This is a genomic window from Bacillus sp. V3B (assembly GCF_024494465.1).
Lineage (GTDB): Bacteria > Bacillota > Bacilli > Bacillales > Cytobacillaceae > Bacillus_BD.
On the sequence record NZ_JAETXM010000025.1, the window covers coordinates 21,237 to 39,324 of the forward strand.

The window sequence follows — 18,088 nt, forward strand, 5'->3', positions numbered from 1 at the left end:
GAGCAAAAGCGAAAAAATATTACTATTTTTCTCATGTCATGCTATAATTCCGATAAAAGTAAAAGTTTTATAATGATGAAATGGGTGTCTTTTTTAAGAAGACTTAATAGGGAAGTTGGTGAAAATCCAACGCGGTCCCGCCACTGTAAAATGGGAGTGAACTGCATATCCACTGTACAATTTGTATGGGAAGGAGCAGGGAACAATGACCATAAGCCAGGAGACCTGCCTAGTTTCTTACGCACCAAAACAACCTACGAGGATAGGGGGCGTACGGCAAAAACTAGCCTTTATTCATTGGAATAAATCACTAGCATTCCGGCATCTCCTCATTCATGGAGATGCTTTTTAGTTTAAAGAAAATGGGGGATTTTAAAGGTGAAAAAGTTTTATTTATTGTTATTTTCATTGCTGTTATTAGTCGGTGTACTGGTAGGTTGTGGTGCAGCGGATGAGAAAGAAACGAGTCAAAGTGATCAAGCGGCAAAAACAGAACAAACGAATGAGGTTGCTTTTCCTATTACGATCAAGGATGCTATGGATCAAGATGTAGTCATTGAGGCAAAGCCAGAAAAAATTGTCTCGCTAATTTCTAGCAATACAGAAATTGCTTTTGCATTAGGGCTTGGTGATGAAATAGTAGGTGTTTCTGATCATGATACTTATCCAGAAGAAGCACTAGAAAAAGAGAAAATTGGTGGTATGGAGTTTAATATAGAGAAAATCATTTCATTACAGCCTGATCTTGTACTTGCACATGGATCTTCCATGGGAGGAACTTCTTCTGAAGGATTGCAACAGCTTCGTGATTCAGGTATTACGGTACTAGTGGTTAATGCAGCAAAAAACTTTGCTGAGGTTTATGACTCAATTGAAATGATTGGAACAGCTACAGGTAAAAAGGAAGAATCCGAAACGATTGTAAATGAAATGAAATCAAAAGTGGAAGAAGTTAAAGAAAAAGCTACACTCATCAAAGAAGAGGATAAGAAAAAGGTCTATGTTGAATTAGACATCGTGCCTAATATTTTTGGTGCAGGGAAAAATACCTTCATGGATGAAATGTTATCGATGATTCATGCCGAGAACGTAATATCAGAGGAAGGCTGGCAATCGATTGACCAGGAGGTTGTTATTGCCAGAAATCCAGATGTTATCATCACAACATATGGATTATATACAGAAGGCGCTGTTGAACAACTATTGAAACGGGAAGGCTGGCAAGATATTAATGCCGTAAAGAATAAACAAGTAATAGATGTTCATCCCGATAAAGTGTCGCGCCCAGGACCTCGTCTTGTTGAAGGAGTAGAGGAATTTGCAAAAGCGGTTTACCCAGATATTTTTAACCAATAAATTAATAGCTTATCTAGTTGCGGCTACTTTTTTACTAGTCACAATGCTAGTTGCTATATCGACCGGTTCAGTACATGTACCGGTCTCAGATCTTCTGCATATTTTAGGTGCGGGAATTTTCCGTTTATCTACTGAACAAATGGATCCGATGTACACGAATATTGTCTTGAATATTCGTCTGCCACGGGTTATATTAGCTGGTCTAGTTGGGGCGTCTCTTGCGATTGCAGGAGCCGCCTTTCAAGGGTTATTAAGGAATCCACTCGCTGACCCCTATACGCTTGGTGTCTCTTCAGGTGCATCCGTTGGAGCCGTTGTAACCATATTTTTTAATTTATCAATCCCCTTTATTGGAGCATTCACCCTTCCTTTTTTGAGCATCATTTGCGCATTCATGACGATTCTTATTGTTCTTCTTTTCGCTCAAAAAATTGAACGCTCGATGAAAGTAGAGACAATCATTTTAACCGGTATTATTTTTAGTTCATTTTTAGGTGCGTTTATTTCTCTTATGATTGCGTTAACGGGTGATGAACTTCGACAGATTATTGGTTGGCTGCTAGGAAGTGTGTCCATGAGAGGTTGGGATTATATTAAAATTATCCTTCCCTTTTTTATTGTCGGTGCACTGTTTATTTTAGTGAATGCCAATGAGTTGAATGCGATGTCATTTGGTGAAGAACGAGCCCAGCATTTAGGTGTCAATGTGCAAAGACGAAAAATGATGATTTTAACGGCGGGCTCTGTTTTAACAGGCGCGGCCGTGGCGGTTTCAGGAACGATCGGATTTGTCGGTCTTGTCATTCCACATTTAACAAGGCTACTAGGGGGTCCTGACCATAAGCATCTATTGCCATTATCTATTCTAACGGGAAGCAGCTTTTTAATTTTGGCTGATCTTGTTGCAAGGACGATTATTTCTCCGACAGAGCTTCCGATTGGTGTGATCACGGCATTAATTGGTGCACCGGTATTTGCCTTTATTTTAATTGGTCGCAAAAAGAAAGAAAGGAGAGGGTGACAATGCTGGAAATTCAAGATTTAAACGGGGGCTATGGCCATGCACAGGTACTTTCGGATGTTTCATTTAATGTACATAAGGGCGAGCTCTTTGGGATTCTTGGACCTAACGGAAGCGGCAAAACAACGCTTTTAAAGATGATCAGCGGTGTTTTGCCTTATCAACAAGGGGATATTTTGCTAAAAGACCATTCGTTGAACATGTACTCAGCCAAACAGCTTGCAAAAGTCATTGCTGTTCTCTCTCAGCATACTTCCGAAGCCTTTTCTTATACGGTCAAAGAGACAGTCTCTCTTGGTCGGTACGCCCATCAAAAGGGATTTTTCAAAGAGTGGAGTAAGACAGATGAGGAAATGGTTCAAAAGGTAATGAGTTGGACGGGAATCACGGCTTTTCAAGATCATTCCATTCAACTCCTTTCTGGAGGAGAGCGGCAACGTGTCTTTTTAGCCCAAGCACTAGCACAGGAACCAGAGATTCTTCTGCTTGATGAACCGACGAATCATCTCGATTTGTCTTATCAAAAGGAGCTATTAGACTTGTTGCGAAAATGGACGAGGGAAAAGGGCTTGACGGTCGTGTCCATTTTTCATGATCTTAACTTAGCAGGCCTTTATTGCGATCGTTTGCTGCTTCTTGAAAATGGAAGGATTCATCGCTTTGATACGCCAAACGAAGTGTTAAAACAAGAAACGATCCAAGCCGTTTATAAGACAAAAGTGATCAAACAATCCCATCCGAAGGTGCCAGCACCACAAATGGTATTGCTTCCTGAGATCAATGATGTTGAATGGGTAGAAGAAAAAATTACGGAAGAATGTGTAACAGTTCATAAGGGTTATATTGATCTTAAAGCCCCTTATTCTTTACGAACGATGTCTTCAGGTGTGATCGGATCTGGAACAGGCTGGCATAATACATTTGTGAATAGACATGTTGATAAAAATTATAATTGTGACAATCATCGTGAAGAAATGGCTAACTTTTTGAAGGAGAATGGGTTTGATCCTTCTGAAACGGTTGGTATGATGACAGCTGTTGTAACGGAAGATGTTGTTTTTCGGTTGTATGAAGAAAAGGATTTCTCCCTATTGGTGGTCGTGACGGCGGGTGTAGGGAATGCGGTTGATGTTTCAAAAAGCTATGAAAACAGCTTTCAAGTAAAACCAGGTACCATTAATACATGGTTATTTGTCAATGGAGAACTGACAGAGGAGGCGTTTATCCAATCGATTATGACGGCGACAGAGGCGAAAGTAAAGGTACTGCAGGATAGAGGGATTAAAGATGCTAATACAGGAACGATTGCAACAGGAACGTCGACTGACAGTATTTTGATTGCCGCTACCCAAAAGGGCAGGTCTCTTGAGTTTGCTGGTACGATTACGCCCCTTGGAAAACTGATTGGTAGGGGCATATATGAATGTACAATAGAGGCGATTGAGAAAAGTAACCAAAGAAGAGCAAGCATATGATCATTGAACATTTACTAGCTATTACGATTGCGTTTGTGCTGGATCGCATTGTTGGAGATCCACCTTCATGGCCACATCCGGTTAAATGGATCGGAGCACTCATATACAGGCTTGATAAAAGGTACAATAAAGGACCTAACCGGAAGTGGAAAGGCCTCATGATGTTATTTATTGTTCTGTTGGTTGTGTTTGTACCAGCATTGTTTATCAGTACTGTCGCTTATCAGATTCATCCTTTGGTAGGCATTATCGTAGAAAGTATCTTGATTTCTACGACGATGGCCCAAAAAAGTTTAAAGGAAGCTGCCTTGGAAGTCTATCACCCACTGCAACGGAATGATTTTGATGAAGCGCGTGTAAAGCTCTCCTATATTGTAGGGAGAGATACTGAAAAATTGGATGAAAGTGAAATTGTCCGTGGAACGGTTGAAACGGTGGCTGAGAATACGAGTGATGGGGTAACTGCACCGATGTTTTGGGCGTGGGTTGGTGGTGCTCCTTTTGCACTTTTGTACCGGGCGATTAATACTTGCGATTCGATGGTGGGTTATAAAAATGACAAGTATCTTGATTTTGGCTGGGCATCTGCTCGGATGGACGATGTTGTGAATTGGATTCCAAGTAGATTGACTGGTTTTATCATGTTACTCGCCAATCGACCGAAAAAAACAGAGACAAGGACTGCTTGGAGGATTTTGTATCGTGATGCAAAGAAACATCCAAGTCCAAACAGTGGTTGGTGTGAAGCGGCGGCTGCTGCTCTTCTTGGTGTTCAGCTTGGTGGAATAAATACATATAAAGGAATCGTTTCAAATCGAGCGCTTATGGGAGATCCACTGGATCCGCTTGAACGGAATGATATCGTTAAAATGAATACCATTTTATTACAAACAACTTTCTTCTTTTTACTAATATTATGGCTTGGAGGTGTGTTCGTTGACATGGCCATCACATGGTTCTAATCCGCACTATTTATACGAAGCTGCTGGACTTAAGAAACCAGATCATGTACTTGATTTCAGTGCCAATATTAATCCATTTGGACCACCGTCTTCGATTCAAGAGAACTGGATCGATTTTTTTCAAGGGATTTGGCAATATCCTGATCCTCATACAGCTTCTTTAAAAGGGAAGCTAGCTGAACGAGAAGGTGTCTTGAAAGAACAAATCTTAATTGGAAATGGCGGCGCCGAAATGATTAGTCTTATTGGGAGGCTTTTGGCAGGTAAGAAGGTTCTGATTGTGGAACCGGCATTTTCTGAATATGAAAAAGCTTGTCAGATAAATGACTGTGACATTTCTTATTTTCAGTTGGCGGAAGGCTGGGAGATTGACTCTGACGCTTTAAGAAAGAAGCTTTCACAGGTGGATGCTGTTTTTTTCTGTAATCCGAATAATCCAACGGGTCTTTATTATCCTCTAAAAACGATTCTACCGATCTTACGAGAATGTGAGACACAAAATTGTTTTCTGATTGTAGACGAAGCATTTCATGATTTCTTGATGGAATATGAGCCACTCTCACCTTTGATAAAGGAATATACTCGTCTCATTTTATTGCGATCCTTAACGAAAATGTTCGCTATTCCTGGACTTAGACTTGGTTACGCAATAGCTAGTCGTGAAATTATTACGAAACTGTCTGACTACCGGCCCCATTGGAGTGTGAATAGTGTGGCACTTGCAGTAGGGGATATATGTGTGGCAGAAAAAAACTATATAGAGGAAACGGTTCAATTCATCCATTCAGAGCGTGAAAAGTTGGTTGCATTCTACGAGAAAAATGGCTTTGAAGTGTCCTATTCAAAGGTTAATTTTTATTTGCTTAGAGACCCACAGTTAGTAGATCCTTATCCGTTGTTTCAATTTTTACTCCAAAAAGGTATTGTCCCTCGACATACCTTTAATTTTCCAGGACTGGAAGGGCGCTGGCTGCGCTTTGCGATCAGAAACAGGGAGGAAAATCAGAAACTGAAGGAGGCGATGCAGGAATGGCGAATGATTCATCCATTATCTTTATAACCGGCGGGGTCCGCAGTGGAAAAAGCCGTTTTGCTGAAAAAATGGCGATGGAGCTATTGTCGTTTTCTAGTGGGAAGCAACTTCATTATATTGCAGCGATGCAGGCATCAGATTCTGAAATGAATTTAAGAATTAGCCGTCATCAAGAGGAGCGGCTTCAAAGTGGATATCAATGGAAGACATGGGAGCAGCCTATTTCGATTGGGGAGCTAGCGCCATTTTTCCAACAGGATGACATTGTTTTACTTGATTGTTTAACCACGTGGCTGAACAATGAATTGTTTTTTGTAGAGGACAAGTGGCAGGAAGACCAATTTCGAGTTACGCTTTTTGAAAAAATGTATCAGGGGATAAGTGCGATTAGTCAGAAGGTGAAATGTCTCATTATTGTTAGTAATGAAGTGCTTTACGAGCCAATGGGGAACAATGACCTTGTGTTTAGTTATCATCAATTGCTAGGGAAACTACACCAATCGATTGTCGCTAATGCTCATCAAGCGTTTTTAGTAGAAGCAGGGATTCCTGTTTTAATGAAAGGGGAAGCGAGATGAAGGGAGTTATGATCCAAGGTACTGCTTCTGATGTGGGGAAAAGTTTAATTGCGACTGCACTTTGTCGACTTTTTGCTCAGGAAGGAACGAAGGTAGTACCTTTTAAATCACAAAATATGTCTAATAATTCTTATGTGACCATAGATGGATTGGAGATTGGGCGTGCCCAAGGAATTCAGGCAGAGGCGGCGAAAACAGAAGCCACGGTTTGGATGAATCCAATTCTGCTAAAGCCACGGTCAGACCAAGAAGCAGAGGTTGTGTTGCTTGGGGAAGCTGTTAAAACACTTTCTGGTAAAGGATATCGCGAAACCTTTTATGATAAAGGGCTTGAGGTGATCGATGAGGCATTAAATCAGCTTGGTAAAGAGTTTGAGGTGTTTATTTTAGAAGGAGCAGGAAGTCCGGTAGAAATGAATTTAAAAGACCGGGAGCTTGTGAATATGAAGATAGCCGAGGTAGCTGATGTGCCTGTTTTCTTAGTTGCTGATATTGATCGTGGCGGGATATTTGCTAGCATTGTCGGAACGCTTGACTTATTAACAAGTGAGGAACGGAAAAGAGTGCAAGGAATCATTATTAATAAATTCCGAGGGGACTTCAGTTTGTTTACAAACGGTGTGAAATGGATCGAGGAAAAGACAGGAGTTCCAGTCTTGGGGGTTCTTCCTTACATAAACAATCATATGATTGATCGTGAGGATTCTTTATCTATCAATGAGTTTCGGAGTATGAAAAAAAACGGTCGTCTTGAGATTGCGGTGGTTCAGCTTCCGTATGCATCAAATATAAGTGATATCGAACCATTCCTATATGAAGAAGATGTACACTTGCGTTTTGTGCGAAACAGTGCTGAGTTTGGTCAACCAGATGCGGTAATCATTCCAGGGACGAAAAGTACCATTCATGATTTACAGTTTATAAAGGAGGTCGGACTTGCTGAGGCAATCATAGATTTTGCACGTAATGGCGGCTTTGTGACTGGGATATGTGGTGGTTATCAAATGCTTGGGAAAACGCTTATCGATGAGGAAGGAACAGATACGGGAACAGTAGCCTTTGAAGAATCAGGTTTAGGGCTTATGGAAGCCGTAACTTATTTTCGTAAAGAAAAGCAGACGATCCGTGTTAAAGGTATCTATCATCCACAAACGAGTATTGGCGAAGGTAAAGTAGAAGGATACGAAATTCATTTAGGTGATACGGTCTTTTCTGATGAAATAGAGAAGAGAGGATTGTTCCTGTTTGAGTCAGATCGTGAGGAAGGTTACTATAGCGAGAATGGGCGTATTGTAGGCACATACCTTCATCATCTTTTTCATAATGATGACTGGCGTCATTATTGGCTGAATACGGTTCGTAAAAATGTGAATCTACCACAAAAGCCAAAAGTGAGTGTCGGCGTATTGAAAGATGAACGCTATGATCGATTAGCTGAAGAGATGGGAAAACATCTTGATTGGGAAAAAATAAAGAAGATCATCTCGGAATGGAACTTTGTTCATGAAAACCATTAAAGGTCTGATTATGAGTATTCAATTTTTTACAAGTATTCCGATTCCCTATGAAGTTCCAATGGATCGTATTCATATGGAAAAGGCGATTAAAATGTTCCCGTTACTCGGTTTATTACAAGGGATCTTTTATAGTTTTCTATTGTATGGGCTTATGCATTGGACGCCTTTTTCTCCACTTGCTGTTGCTTTTATTATTTGGCTTTCACTTATCACTCTAACAGGTGGACTTCATCTTGATGGATGGATGGATGCAAGTGATGCCTTCTTTTCTTATCGTGACAAGCAAAAACGACTTGAAATTATGAAGGATCCTAGGGTAGGAGCATTTGGTGTGCTCTCGATTATCGTTCTGTTAAGTGCTCGTTTTCTATTTATTTATGAGATCACACTTCAAGCGGTTGATGCTACTTATCTCTTCATCCTATTGATCCCTTTTTTTAGTAAAAGTGTGATGGGGATTCTTTTACTTAAAGTACGGGCAGCAAAAGAGGATGGACTTGGAATGTTATTTAAAAATGCAGCAACACCACGTACTCTATGGGTCTATCCTGTTTATATAGTGATTGTGTTTGGTGGAGTGTTGCTTATGCTGCCAGAAGCTGTTAACGGGGTTCTTTTATTATTGATGGTAGCTACTGTATTTTTGTTTATTACTTCAAGAAAAGTTGTTAAATGGTTTGGTGGAATTACAGGTGATGTATTAGGGGCATCAGTAGAAGGAGTGGAAACTGTTTTATGGATGACGCTGTGGTTGTGGCATTATTTCGCCATGGGATAACAGAGGAAAATAAACGAAAAGCTTATATTGGTTGGACAGACGCTCCGATTTGTGAGGACGCAAGGTTGGTTTTAGCTAATCAGACGTCTAAACTGTCACCATATGAGAGGGTTGTGACAAGTGACTTGAAACGTTGTTTGCAAACAGCTGAAGTTTTGTTTCCAGATCAAGATCCACAAGCATGGCCGGAATTTCGCGAGATGAATTTTGGTCGTTGGGAAGGGAAAATGTATGAAGAGCTAGCTGGGGATCCTTATTATGAAGAGTGGATCAAGAATCATTTTGCGAGTGAACCGCCTGAAGGTGAAGGATATTCCACTTTTGCAGAGCGGATTGAAAAGGGCTGGCAAAAGGTATTTCTGATGATGTTAGAGGGGGATCTGGGCCGTACGGCTATCGTGACTCATGGGGGTGTGATTCGTTATCTGCTATCAAAACTAGGGCACGAAGAACGTGGTTTTTGGGAGTGGCAGGTTCCTCATGGAAATGGTTTTGAACTCGTATGGTCAACAGAAGAAGCTTTTAGGAGGGGTGAGCGGTGTACTTTGTTACGGGTGGTGCCTTTAACGGAAAATCAGGTTGGGTAAAAGCATACAATGGGATAAGTGAAAAAAATAGCCTTTGGCTTTCCGCTTATCAGGAGGATGTTTTACCAGACAGTCTAGATATTTTGCATGATGGGACCGTTGTATTAGAAGGGGTTGAACAGTGGGTAAAAGCGTTATTGACTGTGTTTAATGCTGTAGAAGTTCGGCAGAAATGGCAGTTATTATTGAAAGAGTGGCTGATATGGGAAGAGAGTCAACAAGGTAGAGTGATTATTTTAATTGGCTCAGACATCACAAAAGGAATTGTTCCTATTGAAGCAAGCGAGCGAATGTGGCGTGATGTAACAGGAAGGGTTTTTCAGGATACGGTCTCTGTTTGTGAGCGAGTTGATCTGATTTGGTACGGAATCAATCAAAGGTTGAAATAAAAGGAAAAAAGGGGAGAAATGAAATGAGAATTTATACACGGACTGGTGACAAGGGGCAAACAAGTATTATTGGTGGAAGAGTAGGGAAGGACGATATACGGGTAGAGGCATATGGAACCGTCGATGAAGTCAATTGCTTTGTTGGGCAGGCTGTGACTCAGCTTCAAGCTGAACTTTTTCAGGATGTGATTGATGATTTGGAAAAAATTCAACATGAGCTATTTGATTGTGGTGGAGACCTAGCAAATGTGACGAAAAAACGTGAGCTTAAATTAACAAACGAAGCCATTGCCTATTTGGAAACGAGAATCGATGCGTTTATCGAAGAAGCGCCTGAATTGGAACGTTTTATTTTACCTGGAGGAGCACCGGCCGCTGCGTCTCTTCATATTGCACGTACAGTAACAAGAAGGGCGGAAAGATTAGTGGTAAAGCTTTCGAAAGAGGATCCTAGCTTAGCTGAATTACCTTTGCAATATCTCAATCGGCTTTCTGATTATTTCTTTGCTGTAGCAAGGGTCGTCAATTTTCGTCTTAACGTGAAGGATGTTGAGTACGTCAGAAGTGCTCCAGTCTTCCGTGATGGGAAAAGAAAGGAAGTAAGTGACAATGAACGTAAAGAAAATTAGTCTGATTAGTTTATTTCTAGCTCTGTCTGTTGCGGGGGCTTCAATTAAAATACCGGCGATTGTATCAAGTGTTGCGCTAGATGTGGTTCCGGCATTGTTAGCAGGTGTGATATTTGGAGGAGGACCAGGAGCCTTTATCGCTTTTCTTGGTCACCTTTTATCGGCTTTTATTGGGGGGATGCCATTAGGTCCACTTCATTTAGTGATTGCTGTTGAGATGGCTGTGCTTGTTTGGTTGTTTGCTATTTTTTATAGGAAAGGGAAGCGAGTGTTGGCTAGCGTTTTATTTGTTTTAGGGAATACGTTTGTAGCACCGTTACCGTTTTTATTTTTACTAGGTGCTGGATTCTACATTGGAATGATTCCTTCATTATTGATTGGATCCTTATTTAATATCGTGTTAGGTCTCCTATTGGCACCGCGATTATCATCCTTTTTTGCTGGGCGTATTCATAAGGAAACGGTAAAATGAAAAGAGATGTTTTAGTTATTCCAATGAACGAGTGGGAGTCGCTTGTGATATCTTCAGATAACAGTGGGGCCATTGGGTTGAAGGAGAAAGATGTTGTTAAAACTCTGTATGAAGTGGTCGCTTATTATGGTTTTAGGGTAGCTGTGATGGAATGTATGGCGGCAGGAGGGGTTCCTCTTTCTGTGGTTATTCATAATTTTTGTGAAGACGATTCATGGGAAGCCATTGTGAACGGAGTAGGTCGAGGGTTGGCAGAAATGGGAATGGTGACTGTGCCAATCACTGGTAGTACGGAAAGTAACTTTATGATGTTGCAATCGGCACTCGGTATGGTTGTGATCGGGAAAAGGGATCGTGATTTTCAGGAAGAGCCTATTGCAGCTATGGAGATGAAGTTGGCTGTTATTGGTTCGCCGTTAGTTGGCAAAGAGGTATTAGACAAGGAAAGAGAAGTGTTGCCGCTTTCCTTGTTTCAAGAAATTTGTCAGTTAGATGATGTGGTAGTTTTACCAGTGGGATCAAAAGGCGTTTTACATGAGTTAAAGGTTATGCTCGGCGATCATAAATTAGTAGAAGATGATTGGAACTGTGAAGTTGACCTACGTAAATCAACTGGTCCATCCACATGTATACTCATAGCCTTCCCACCAAACGCTGAACCAATCATTAAACAACTAACCTCCGACTTCTACCACCCCCTTCAGTGTCAGGCGCCATAAAAAGACAAATGTACGTATTGAATAGACGAAAAACGATATTTTATGTTTAGACTGTGTTAAAGGTTATTGTTGATAAATAGCTTTTGGTGTATGTGGCCATGCGTGTTATTCAGAATGAATAACTTAATGGACGCGTACACCAAAGGCCATTTGACCATCAATACTAGTATTTAATACAGCTTATGTTTAAAAGAAAAGAGAATTCCTATATGCAATTTTGGAATAAAAATAAACGGGAGTGTAGGATAATGGTATATTTATATATTGTTAGACATGGGGAAACCGAATGGAATAAAGAGGAGCGAATCCAAGGTAGACTAAATTCTAGCCTGACTACAAAAGGAAAAGAATATGCTAAGCTCTTAAGTGAACGGTTAAAGGATACCGAATTTGACCATATTCTTTCAAGTCCAAGTGAAAGAACGCTTGAAACAGCACAGTTGATCAAAGGAAATAGAAACATAAGGATTAGAACAGATGAACGTATCATGGAAATGCATATGGGACCTTGGCAAGGAATGAAGAAAACAGAAATTAAAGCTCTATACCCTTATGAATATGATCACTTTATGAATAAACCAGATGGTTATCGAAATAAAGGTGCTGAATCGTTTGTAGATATGAACAAGCGGGCGGTCGATTTCCTTAATGAGATCAGATCTAGGAAGATAAGTGGAAATCTTTTAGTTGTGACACATGGATTGTTCATCAAATCACTCTATCTTCTTTTTAAAGGGATTGATTTAAAGGAGATATGGACAGAGCCTACGGTTGAGGGGACTAGCTTAACGATAGTGAAAATAGATCATGATCGGATCGAACTTATATTGGAAGGCGATATGAGTCATGTGAAAGGAAAAGAAGTTTTAAGTTATTGAGCTCTTTTTCCATCATTATTTTCCTTTTAAAGGTTTCGATGGAGCCTATTGATACATACTTATAAGAATAAATACTCCCTCTTAGGCAATAGGCATAAGAGGTATCAAGGGTTAATGATAGAGAAATAAAAAACTTGATCCATACCCTACAATAATCACTCCCTCTCCTATTTCATAAAATGGTAAAATGATTGAGTGCGACTTATAAACTGGAGGTTCTAAAATGAAAATAAAATTGGGTTTATTATATGGCGGGAAATCGGCAGAGCATCAAGTCTCATTACGGACAGCGTTGGCCGTTATTGAAGCATTAGATCATGAAAAATTTGAAATACATCCTATTTATATTAATGAAAAAGGCGAGTGGATCAAAGGGTCACAATTAACAGAACCTGTTGAAAGGGTAGAGGATTTAAAGTTTTCACAAACAGAAACCTCTTCAAGTACAGCTCTGTCTTCGACTCTTTTTCAAACGAGTGATGGAAAGGAATCAGTTGATGTCGTTTTCCCGCTTCTTCATGGTCCAAATGGAGAAGATGGTACGGTGCAAGGGTTTTTAGAGTTGCTAAATCTCCCTTATATTGGAAATGGTGTTCTGGCTTCCTCAGCTGGTATGGATAAAGTCATTATGAAAGATATTTTTGCCCATGCAGGACTTGAACAAGTGAAGTATGTATCATTTATTAAAAGCGAGTGGAAGGATGCACAGGAATCAGTGTATAAGCAAGTTGAAAGTGCCCTTGGTTATCCTTGTTTTGTGAAGCCTGCCAATCTTGGATCAAGTGTTGGAATTAGTAAATGTACAAACATGACTGAATTAGATAAAGCGTTTCAAGAAGCTTTTCAATTTGACCGGAAAGTAATTATTGAAGAAGGCGTCACTGCTAGAGAAGTGGAGATAGCTGTACTAGGGAATGATGATCCTAAATGTTCAGTTGCAGGAGAGATTGTTCCGAAGAAAGATTTTTATGATTACAAGGCAAAGTATGAAGATGGGGATACAGGTCTTATTATCCCTGCCGAGATTACAGAAGAGGAATACAATCTGTTGAGCGAGAAAGCGGTTCAAGCATTTAAATCACTTGATTGTTCTGGACTTGTAAGAGCGGATTTCTTCTTAACAAAGGACGGAAAAGCAATGATTAATGAAGTCAATACAATGCCTGGATTTACACCAGTGAGTATGTTCCCTCTTCTTTGGAAACATACGGGAATGGAATATCCACAATTAATTGAGCGTCTTGTGCAATTGGCAATTGAACGACATGAAGAAAAGCAAAGTATTAAATATACATTTTAATGCGTATAAAAACATGGTAAAATTCCATTTTTTTGATGAGAGGAGGGTCAGACGATGATTAATCGAACGTTAGAACAATTACAGAACATGATACAAATAGAGAATAATCCTACGGCTTTTAAAGATATTGTTATAAAAGGTGTTTCCATTGATTCGCGAAAAGTTGAATCAGGCAATTTATTTGTACCTTTTAAAGGAGAGAGCTCTGATGGTCATCGTTTTGTAGAAGATGCTTTAAAAAGAGGAGCATCAGCTGCTCTTTGGCAGAAAGATGTCCCCGATCCACCCACACACCTACCTATTTTAATGGTAGAAGATACACTTATTGCACTGCAGGAGCTAGCTAGAAGCTATCGAAATGAACTAGATATGAAGGTTGTCGGGATTACTGGTAGCAATGGTAAAACAACAGTAAAGGATATGACAGCCAACCTACTGGCGCTACAATACAAAGTGCAAAAAACAGAAGGGAACTACAATAATCATATTGGATTGCCATTGACGATTCTATCTCTTGATGAGGATACAGATATTGCTATCCTAGAAATGGGCATGAGCGGTAAAGGTGAGATTGAATTCTTATCGAAGCTTGCGCGACCAAATGTTGCAGTGATTACGAATATTGGTGAATCACATTTACAAGATTTAGGATCAAGAGAAGGAATTGCTGAAGCGAAATTAGAAATTATTCAAGGCATTGTGGACAATGGGTTAATTGTCTATATGGGTGATGAGATTCTGTTAAAGGAAGGGCTTTCTCATTATGAAGGTCGTGCACAAATCAAGACTTTTGGGCGTCGTAGCAAAAATGACCTGTACCCAGTTGAAATGGATACTGATCAAAAGGGGAGTGCGTTTAGAATCAACGCATCAGAAACAGAATATTATTTACCCGTGCTAGGTACCCATAATATTTTAAATGCACTGGGTGCGATGCTGACCGCCCATTATTTCGAGGTCCCATATGAAAAAATGAATGATGGCTTTTCTAGTTTGAAATTAACCAATATGAGAATGGAATTAGTAGAAGGAAAACGAGGAGAAAGGATTATTAATGACGCTTATAACGCAAGTCCAACATCGATGAGAGTGGCCATTGATCTTGCTTCCAATCTTCCAGACTATGAAAGAAAAATCCTTGTAATTGGAGATATGCTTGAATTAGGTGAAAAGGAAAAAGAATTTCATTTTGAGATGGGAAGAAATATTGATCCGCAAAAAATTAATTTCGTTTTTACACTTGGAAATTTAGGAGCCCAGATTGCTGAAGGGGCCAAAACCGTTTTTCCATCTGAAAGAGTTCTTTCTTTTCTAGAGAAACAAACTCTTGTCGAAGAGTTGAAAAAATATACAAATGCAGAGACGCTTATTATGGTGAAAGCTTCTAGGGGAATGAAACTAGAAGAGGTGGTTACTGCTTTGCTAGAATAAAAATGAGCATCTTGCATTGTTGCAAGATGCTCGTTTTTATGTTGTAGAATCATTTAGGTTGATTTTAATAATGTCACTAATTGCTGAAAAGTTTCACTAAATTGTAAAAGCCTTTTAGTAAAACATTGAATGAAAGTTCTCAAAGAATTGGTAAGATAGTAGGTACCATCAGGGGGATTTCGAATCAAACCAATATTTTATCATGAAATGCGGCTATTGAAGCTGTAAGGGCTGGAGAAAGTGGTAAAGGATTTTCTCTTTTTTATGAAACTAAAAATTTCCATGTGTAGCATAATACTACATGGGTGAAAAATAAGGAATGAATCTATCTCAATTTCTTATGATGGCGGTGTCTTGAATGATTGGTTGCTTATGTATCCATGGGTTTACAGGTGCTCCTACTGAAGTTGAACCACTTGTATATTTCTTGCAAAGAAATACAGATTGGAAGATATCTGTACCAACCCTGCCAGGACATGGTGAAGCACTTGAACTAAAAGGGGTTCAGTACAAGCAGTGGATTGCGCATGCTGAACAGGAATTAGAGAAATTACTATGTACATGTGAAAAGGTCTATGTTGTTGGTTTTTCCATGGGGGGAATGATTGCGAGTTATTTGGCGGTGCATTTTCCAGTAGAAAAGCTTGTGCTTTTAAGTGCTGCAGCGTACTATGTAAACCCGAAACAACTGGTGACTGATATGGGAATGATGGCAAAGGATCTATGTAGAGGCACTCTTTCAGAAAATGAACTGTTTTTACGCTATCGACGAAAATGGAAGGAAACCCCTGTAGCGGCCACGCTCCAATTTCGCAAGCTTGTGAATTCAATAAGGCCTTTACTGCCTCAAGTAAGTGTTCCGACTTTTATTGCCCAAGGTGAAGTGGATGGTGTTGTTCCACCAAAAACAGCCCAATATTTATATAACCATATTCGTTCTTCATCAAAAAAACTCTTTTATTTAAAAAACTCGAAACATATCATCTGTCACTGTGAAGAACGAGAAGAATTATTTAAAAATATTCTTTATTTTTTAGAAACGAAAAATAAAAGTAAGTAAACAAACTTTTAAAATGAACCTATTTGAAAAATACTCTGTACTCTACTTATTCCAAAGTTGTCTGTGTTGCAAATAGGAGAGAAAACTGGTAAAATTATCTTAAAAGTGCCAATGAGAGAATTTCTTTCGAACCCAGACATACTCCATTTGGAGAATGTCTTTTTTCATTTTTGTATGTATTGCTGCGTCTTAAAATAAATTTTTGCAGGAATTTTACAGTGGAAAAGTGAGCAAGACTTGTTGAATTTAGCTATCTGTCTAGATTCAGGTTCCATCGGCTCAGTTCATAAGCCGATAGGCAGGTGCATTCCACTTTTCTAATAGGCTCGGGAGAAATCCACACTAGCCACTTTAATATAGACTATTTTGTTACAATTAAAGGAGATTGAATAAGTTGACAAAATTTGAAGAATTAGGAATTAGTCCAGCTACATTAAAGTCTTTAAATAGAATGGGATTTGAAGAAGCCACCCCCATTCAAGCTGAGACGATTCCATTAGGTCTATCAGGCAAGGATCTAATCGGTCAAGCGCAAACAGGTACAGGAAAAACAACAGCATTTGGAGTTCCAATGATTGACACAATTGATTATAGTAAGGACGTCATTCAAGGAATTGTTATCGCTCCAACGAGAGAATTAGCCATTCAAGTATCAGAGGAACTTTATAAGATTGGGTATGGAAAAAGAGCAAGAGTTCTGTCTATCTATGGTGGGCAGGATATTAATCGACAAATACGGGCGTTAAAAAGGCCTCCACATATTATTGTAGGTACTCCTGGTCGTTTACTTGATCATATCAACCGCAAAACAATGCATCTTGATCATGTGCAAACCGTTATTTTGGATGAAGCGGATGAGATGTTAAATATGGGATTCATTGAAGACATTGAATCGATACTTGCGCAAATTCCTGAAGAACGCCAAACATTACTTTTCTCAGCAACCATGCCTGCCCCGATTCAACGGATGGCTGAACGGTTTATGAAAAACCCTCAAATTGTTCGTGTGAAAACAAAAGAAGTAACAGTGTCTTCGATTGAACAATATTATATTGAGATACACGAAAAGGGTAAATTTGATATCTTAACAAGACTACTGGATATTCAATCACCAGAATTAGCAATCATCTTTGGACGGACAAAAAGACGGGTTGATGAACTTTCAGAAGCATTAAATCTTCGTGGGTATAATGCGGAAGGCATTCATGGAGATTTGAGCCAAGCAAAACGTATGTCGGTTTTACGAAAGTTTAAAGAAGGTTCAATTGATGTCCTTGTGGCCACGGATGTTGCAGCTCGTGGTTTAGATATCTCTGGTGTAACCCATGTATATAACTTTGATATTCCACAAGATCCTGAAAGTTATGTTCACCGGATTGGGCGAACAGGACGTGCAGGGAAAACAGGTGTAGCGATGACATTGATTACACCGCGTGAAAAGTCATACTTACATGTTGTAGAAAGAACGACGAAACGAAAAATGGAACGGATGGAACCGCCTACTTTAGATGAAGCATTAGAAGGTCAGCAAAAAGCCGTTATGGAAAAAATCGTCCAAACGATTGATTCCAATAATCTCAAATATTATAAGCAAACAGCTGATGAACTATTAGAAGGTCATGATGCTTCAACGGTTGTGGCAGCAGTCTTGAAAATGCTCACAAAAGAGCCTGATACAACTCCAGTGAAGTTGACAGAGGAAAAACCTTTGCCTTCTAAGCGTGATCGGAGATTTGATGATCGAAAGCGTGGCTACGATTCTAACAATCGTAACAGAAAACCGATGAAATCACGTCAAGGTCATAGTGGAAAGCGTTCAAATAACTCTCAGTATAAATCAAAATCAAATAGTTATAATAAGTAGCCATGTCTGAGGCTGACTCAAAAAGGTGTCAAGGATCCC

At 39.6% G+C, this 18,088-nt stretch carries 18 protein-coding genes and 1 riboswitch; all 18 genes read left to right on the forward strand.

The window, feature by feature from the left end; translation table 11 throughout:
- Positions 1 to 65: 65 nt before the first annotated feature.
- Positions 66 to 247, forward strand: a riboswitch (cobalamin riboswitch).
- A 131-nt stretch (positions 248 to 378) separates the two neighbouring features.
- The 18 genes from JMM81_RS18930 (at position 379) to cshA (ending at position 18,049) form a co-directional block, all read left to right on the forward strand.
- Positions 379 to 1,356, forward strand: coding sequence for an ABC transporter substrate-binding protein (locus tag JMM81_RS18930; RefSeq protein WP_256243102.1), 978 nt, complete (start codon positions 379 to 381; stop codon positions 1,354 to 1,356).
- On the forward strand, positions 1,319 to 2,377 hold the full coding sequence (locus JMM81_RS18935; protein WP_256243103.1) for a FecCD family ABC transporter permease: 1,059 nt from the start codon (positions 1,319 to 1,321) through the stop codon (positions 2,375 to 2,377). Before JMM81_RS18930 ends, JMM81_RS18935 begins: the two co-directional genes overlap by 38 nt.
- Positions 2,378 to 2,379: 2 nt before the next feature.
- Entirely contained in the window at positions 2,380 to 3,852 is a 1,473-nt protein-coding gene (locus JMM81_RS18940; RefSeq protein WP_256243104.1) for an adenosylcobinamide amidohydrolase, read from the forward strand.
- Positions 3,849 to 4,814, forward strand: coding sequence for an adenosylcobinamide-phosphate synthase CbiB (gene cbiB / locus JMM81_RS18945; protein WP_256243105.1), 966 nt, complete (start codon positions 3,849 to 3,851; stop codon positions 4,812 to 4,814). Before JMM81_RS18940 ends, cbiB begins: the two co-directional genes overlap by 4 nt.
- Positions 4,789 to 5,874 carry a threonine-phosphate decarboxylase CobD gene (gene cobD, locus JMM81_RS18950; protein WP_256243106.1) on the forward strand — a complete coding sequence of 362 codons (1,086 nt, stop codon included), beginning with the start codon at positions 4,789 to 4,791 and terminating at the stop codon, positions 5,872 to 5,874. The genes cbiB and cobD overlap by 26 nt, the downstream gene beginning before the upstream one ends.
- Complete coding sequence (locus tag JMM81_RS18955) at positions 5,844 to 6,425, forward strand: bifunctional adenosylcobinamide kinase/adenosylcobinamide-phosphate guanylyltransferase (RefSeq protein WP_256243107.1); 582 nt, start codon at positions 5,844 to 5,846, stop codon at positions 6,423 to 6,425. The genes cobD and JMM81_RS18955 overlap by 31 nt, the downstream gene beginning before the upstream one ends.
- Positions 6,422 to 7,942, forward strand: a complete 1,521-nt coding sequence (locus tag JMM81_RS18960) for a cobyric acid synthase (protein WP_256243108.1) — start codon at positions 6,422 to 6,424, stop codon at positions 7,940 to 7,942. The genes JMM81_RS18955 and JMM81_RS18960 overlap by 4 nt, the downstream gene beginning before the upstream one ends.
- Positions 7,929 to 8,720 carry an adenosylcobinamide-GDP ribazoletransferase gene (gene cobS, locus JMM81_RS18965; protein ID WP_256243109.1) on the forward strand — a complete coding sequence of 264 codons (792 nt, stop codon included), beginning with the start codon at positions 7,929 to 7,931 and terminating at the stop codon, positions 8,718 to 8,720. Before JMM81_RS18960 ends, cobS begins: the two co-directional genes overlap by 14 nt.
- The gene (locus JMM81_RS18970; protein WP_256243111.1) at positions 8,678 to 9,307 is read left to right on the forward strand and encodes a histidine phosphatase family protein; all 630 of its coding nucleotides are present in this window, start codon (positions 8,678 to 8,680) and stop codon (positions 9,305 to 9,307) included. Before cobS ends, JMM81_RS18970 begins: the two co-directional genes overlap by 43 nt.
- On the forward strand, positions 9,259 to 9,696 hold the full coding sequence (locus tag JMM81_RS18975) for a bifunctional adenosylcobinamide kinase/adenosylcobinamide-phosphate guanylyltransferase (protein WP_256243112.1): 438 nt from the start codon (positions 9,259 to 9,261) through the stop codon (positions 9,694 to 9,696). The genes JMM81_RS18970 and JMM81_RS18975 overlap by 49 nt, the downstream gene beginning before the upstream one ends.
- Before the next feature lie 23 nt (positions 9,697 to 9,719).
- The gene (locus JMM81_RS18980; protein WP_256243113.1) at positions 9,720 to 10,325 is read left to right on the forward strand and encodes a cob(I)yrinic acid a,c-diamide adenosyltransferase; all 606 of its coding nucleotides are present in this window, start codon (positions 9,720 to 9,722) and stop codon (positions 10,323 to 10,325) included.
- Complete coding sequence (locus tag JMM81_RS18985; RefSeq protein ID WP_256243114.1) at positions 10,306 to 10,797, forward strand: ECF transporter S component; 492 nt, start codon at positions 10,306 to 10,308, stop codon at positions 10,795 to 10,797. Before JMM81_RS18980 ends, JMM81_RS18985 begins: the two co-directional genes overlap by 20 nt.
- Positions 10,794 to 11,516: an ATP-binding protein gene (locus JMM81_RS18990; RefSeq protein WP_256243115.1), complete on the forward strand. Its 723-nt coding sequence runs from the start codon at positions 10,794 to 10,796 to the stop codon at positions 11,514 to 11,516. The genes JMM81_RS18985 and JMM81_RS18990 overlap by 4 nt, the downstream gene beginning before the upstream one ends.
- Positions 11,517 to 11,764: 248 nt before the next feature.
- On the forward strand, positions 11,765 to 12,394 hold the full coding sequence (locus tag JMM81_RS18995; protein ID WP_256243116.1) for a histidine phosphatase family protein: 630 nt from the start codon (positions 11,765 to 11,767) through the stop codon (positions 12,392 to 12,394).
- 223 nt (positions 12,395 to 12,617) lie between these two features.
- The gene (locus JMM81_RS19000; RefSeq protein WP_256243117.1) at positions 12,618 to 13,694 is read left to right on the forward strand and encodes a D-alanine--D-alanine ligase; all 1,077 of its coding nucleotides are present in this window, start codon (positions 12,618 to 12,620) and stop codon (positions 13,692 to 13,694) included.
- A gap of 54 nt (positions 13,695 to 13,748) precedes the next feature.
- On the forward strand, positions 13,749 to 15,125 hold the full coding sequence (locus tag JMM81_RS19005) for a UDP-N-acetylmuramoyl-tripeptide--D-alanyl-D-alanine ligase (RefSeq protein ID WP_256243118.1): 1,377 nt from the start codon (positions 13,749 to 13,751) through the stop codon (positions 15,123 to 15,125).
- 358 nt (positions 15,126 to 15,483) lie between these two features.
- A complete protein-coding gene (locus tag JMM81_RS19010; protein WP_256243119.1) occupies positions 15,484 to 16,185 on the forward strand; it encodes an alpha/beta hydrolase in 702 nt (233 codons plus the stop codon).
- Between the two features lie 451 nt (positions 16,186 to 16,636).
- Positions 16,637 to 18,049, forward strand: coding sequence for a degradosome RNA helicase CshA (gene cshA, locus JMM81_RS19015; protein WP_375162417.1), 1,413 nt, complete (start codon positions 16,637 to 16,639; stop codon positions 18,047 to 18,049).
- Positions 18,050 to 18,088: the final 39 nt, after the last annotated feature.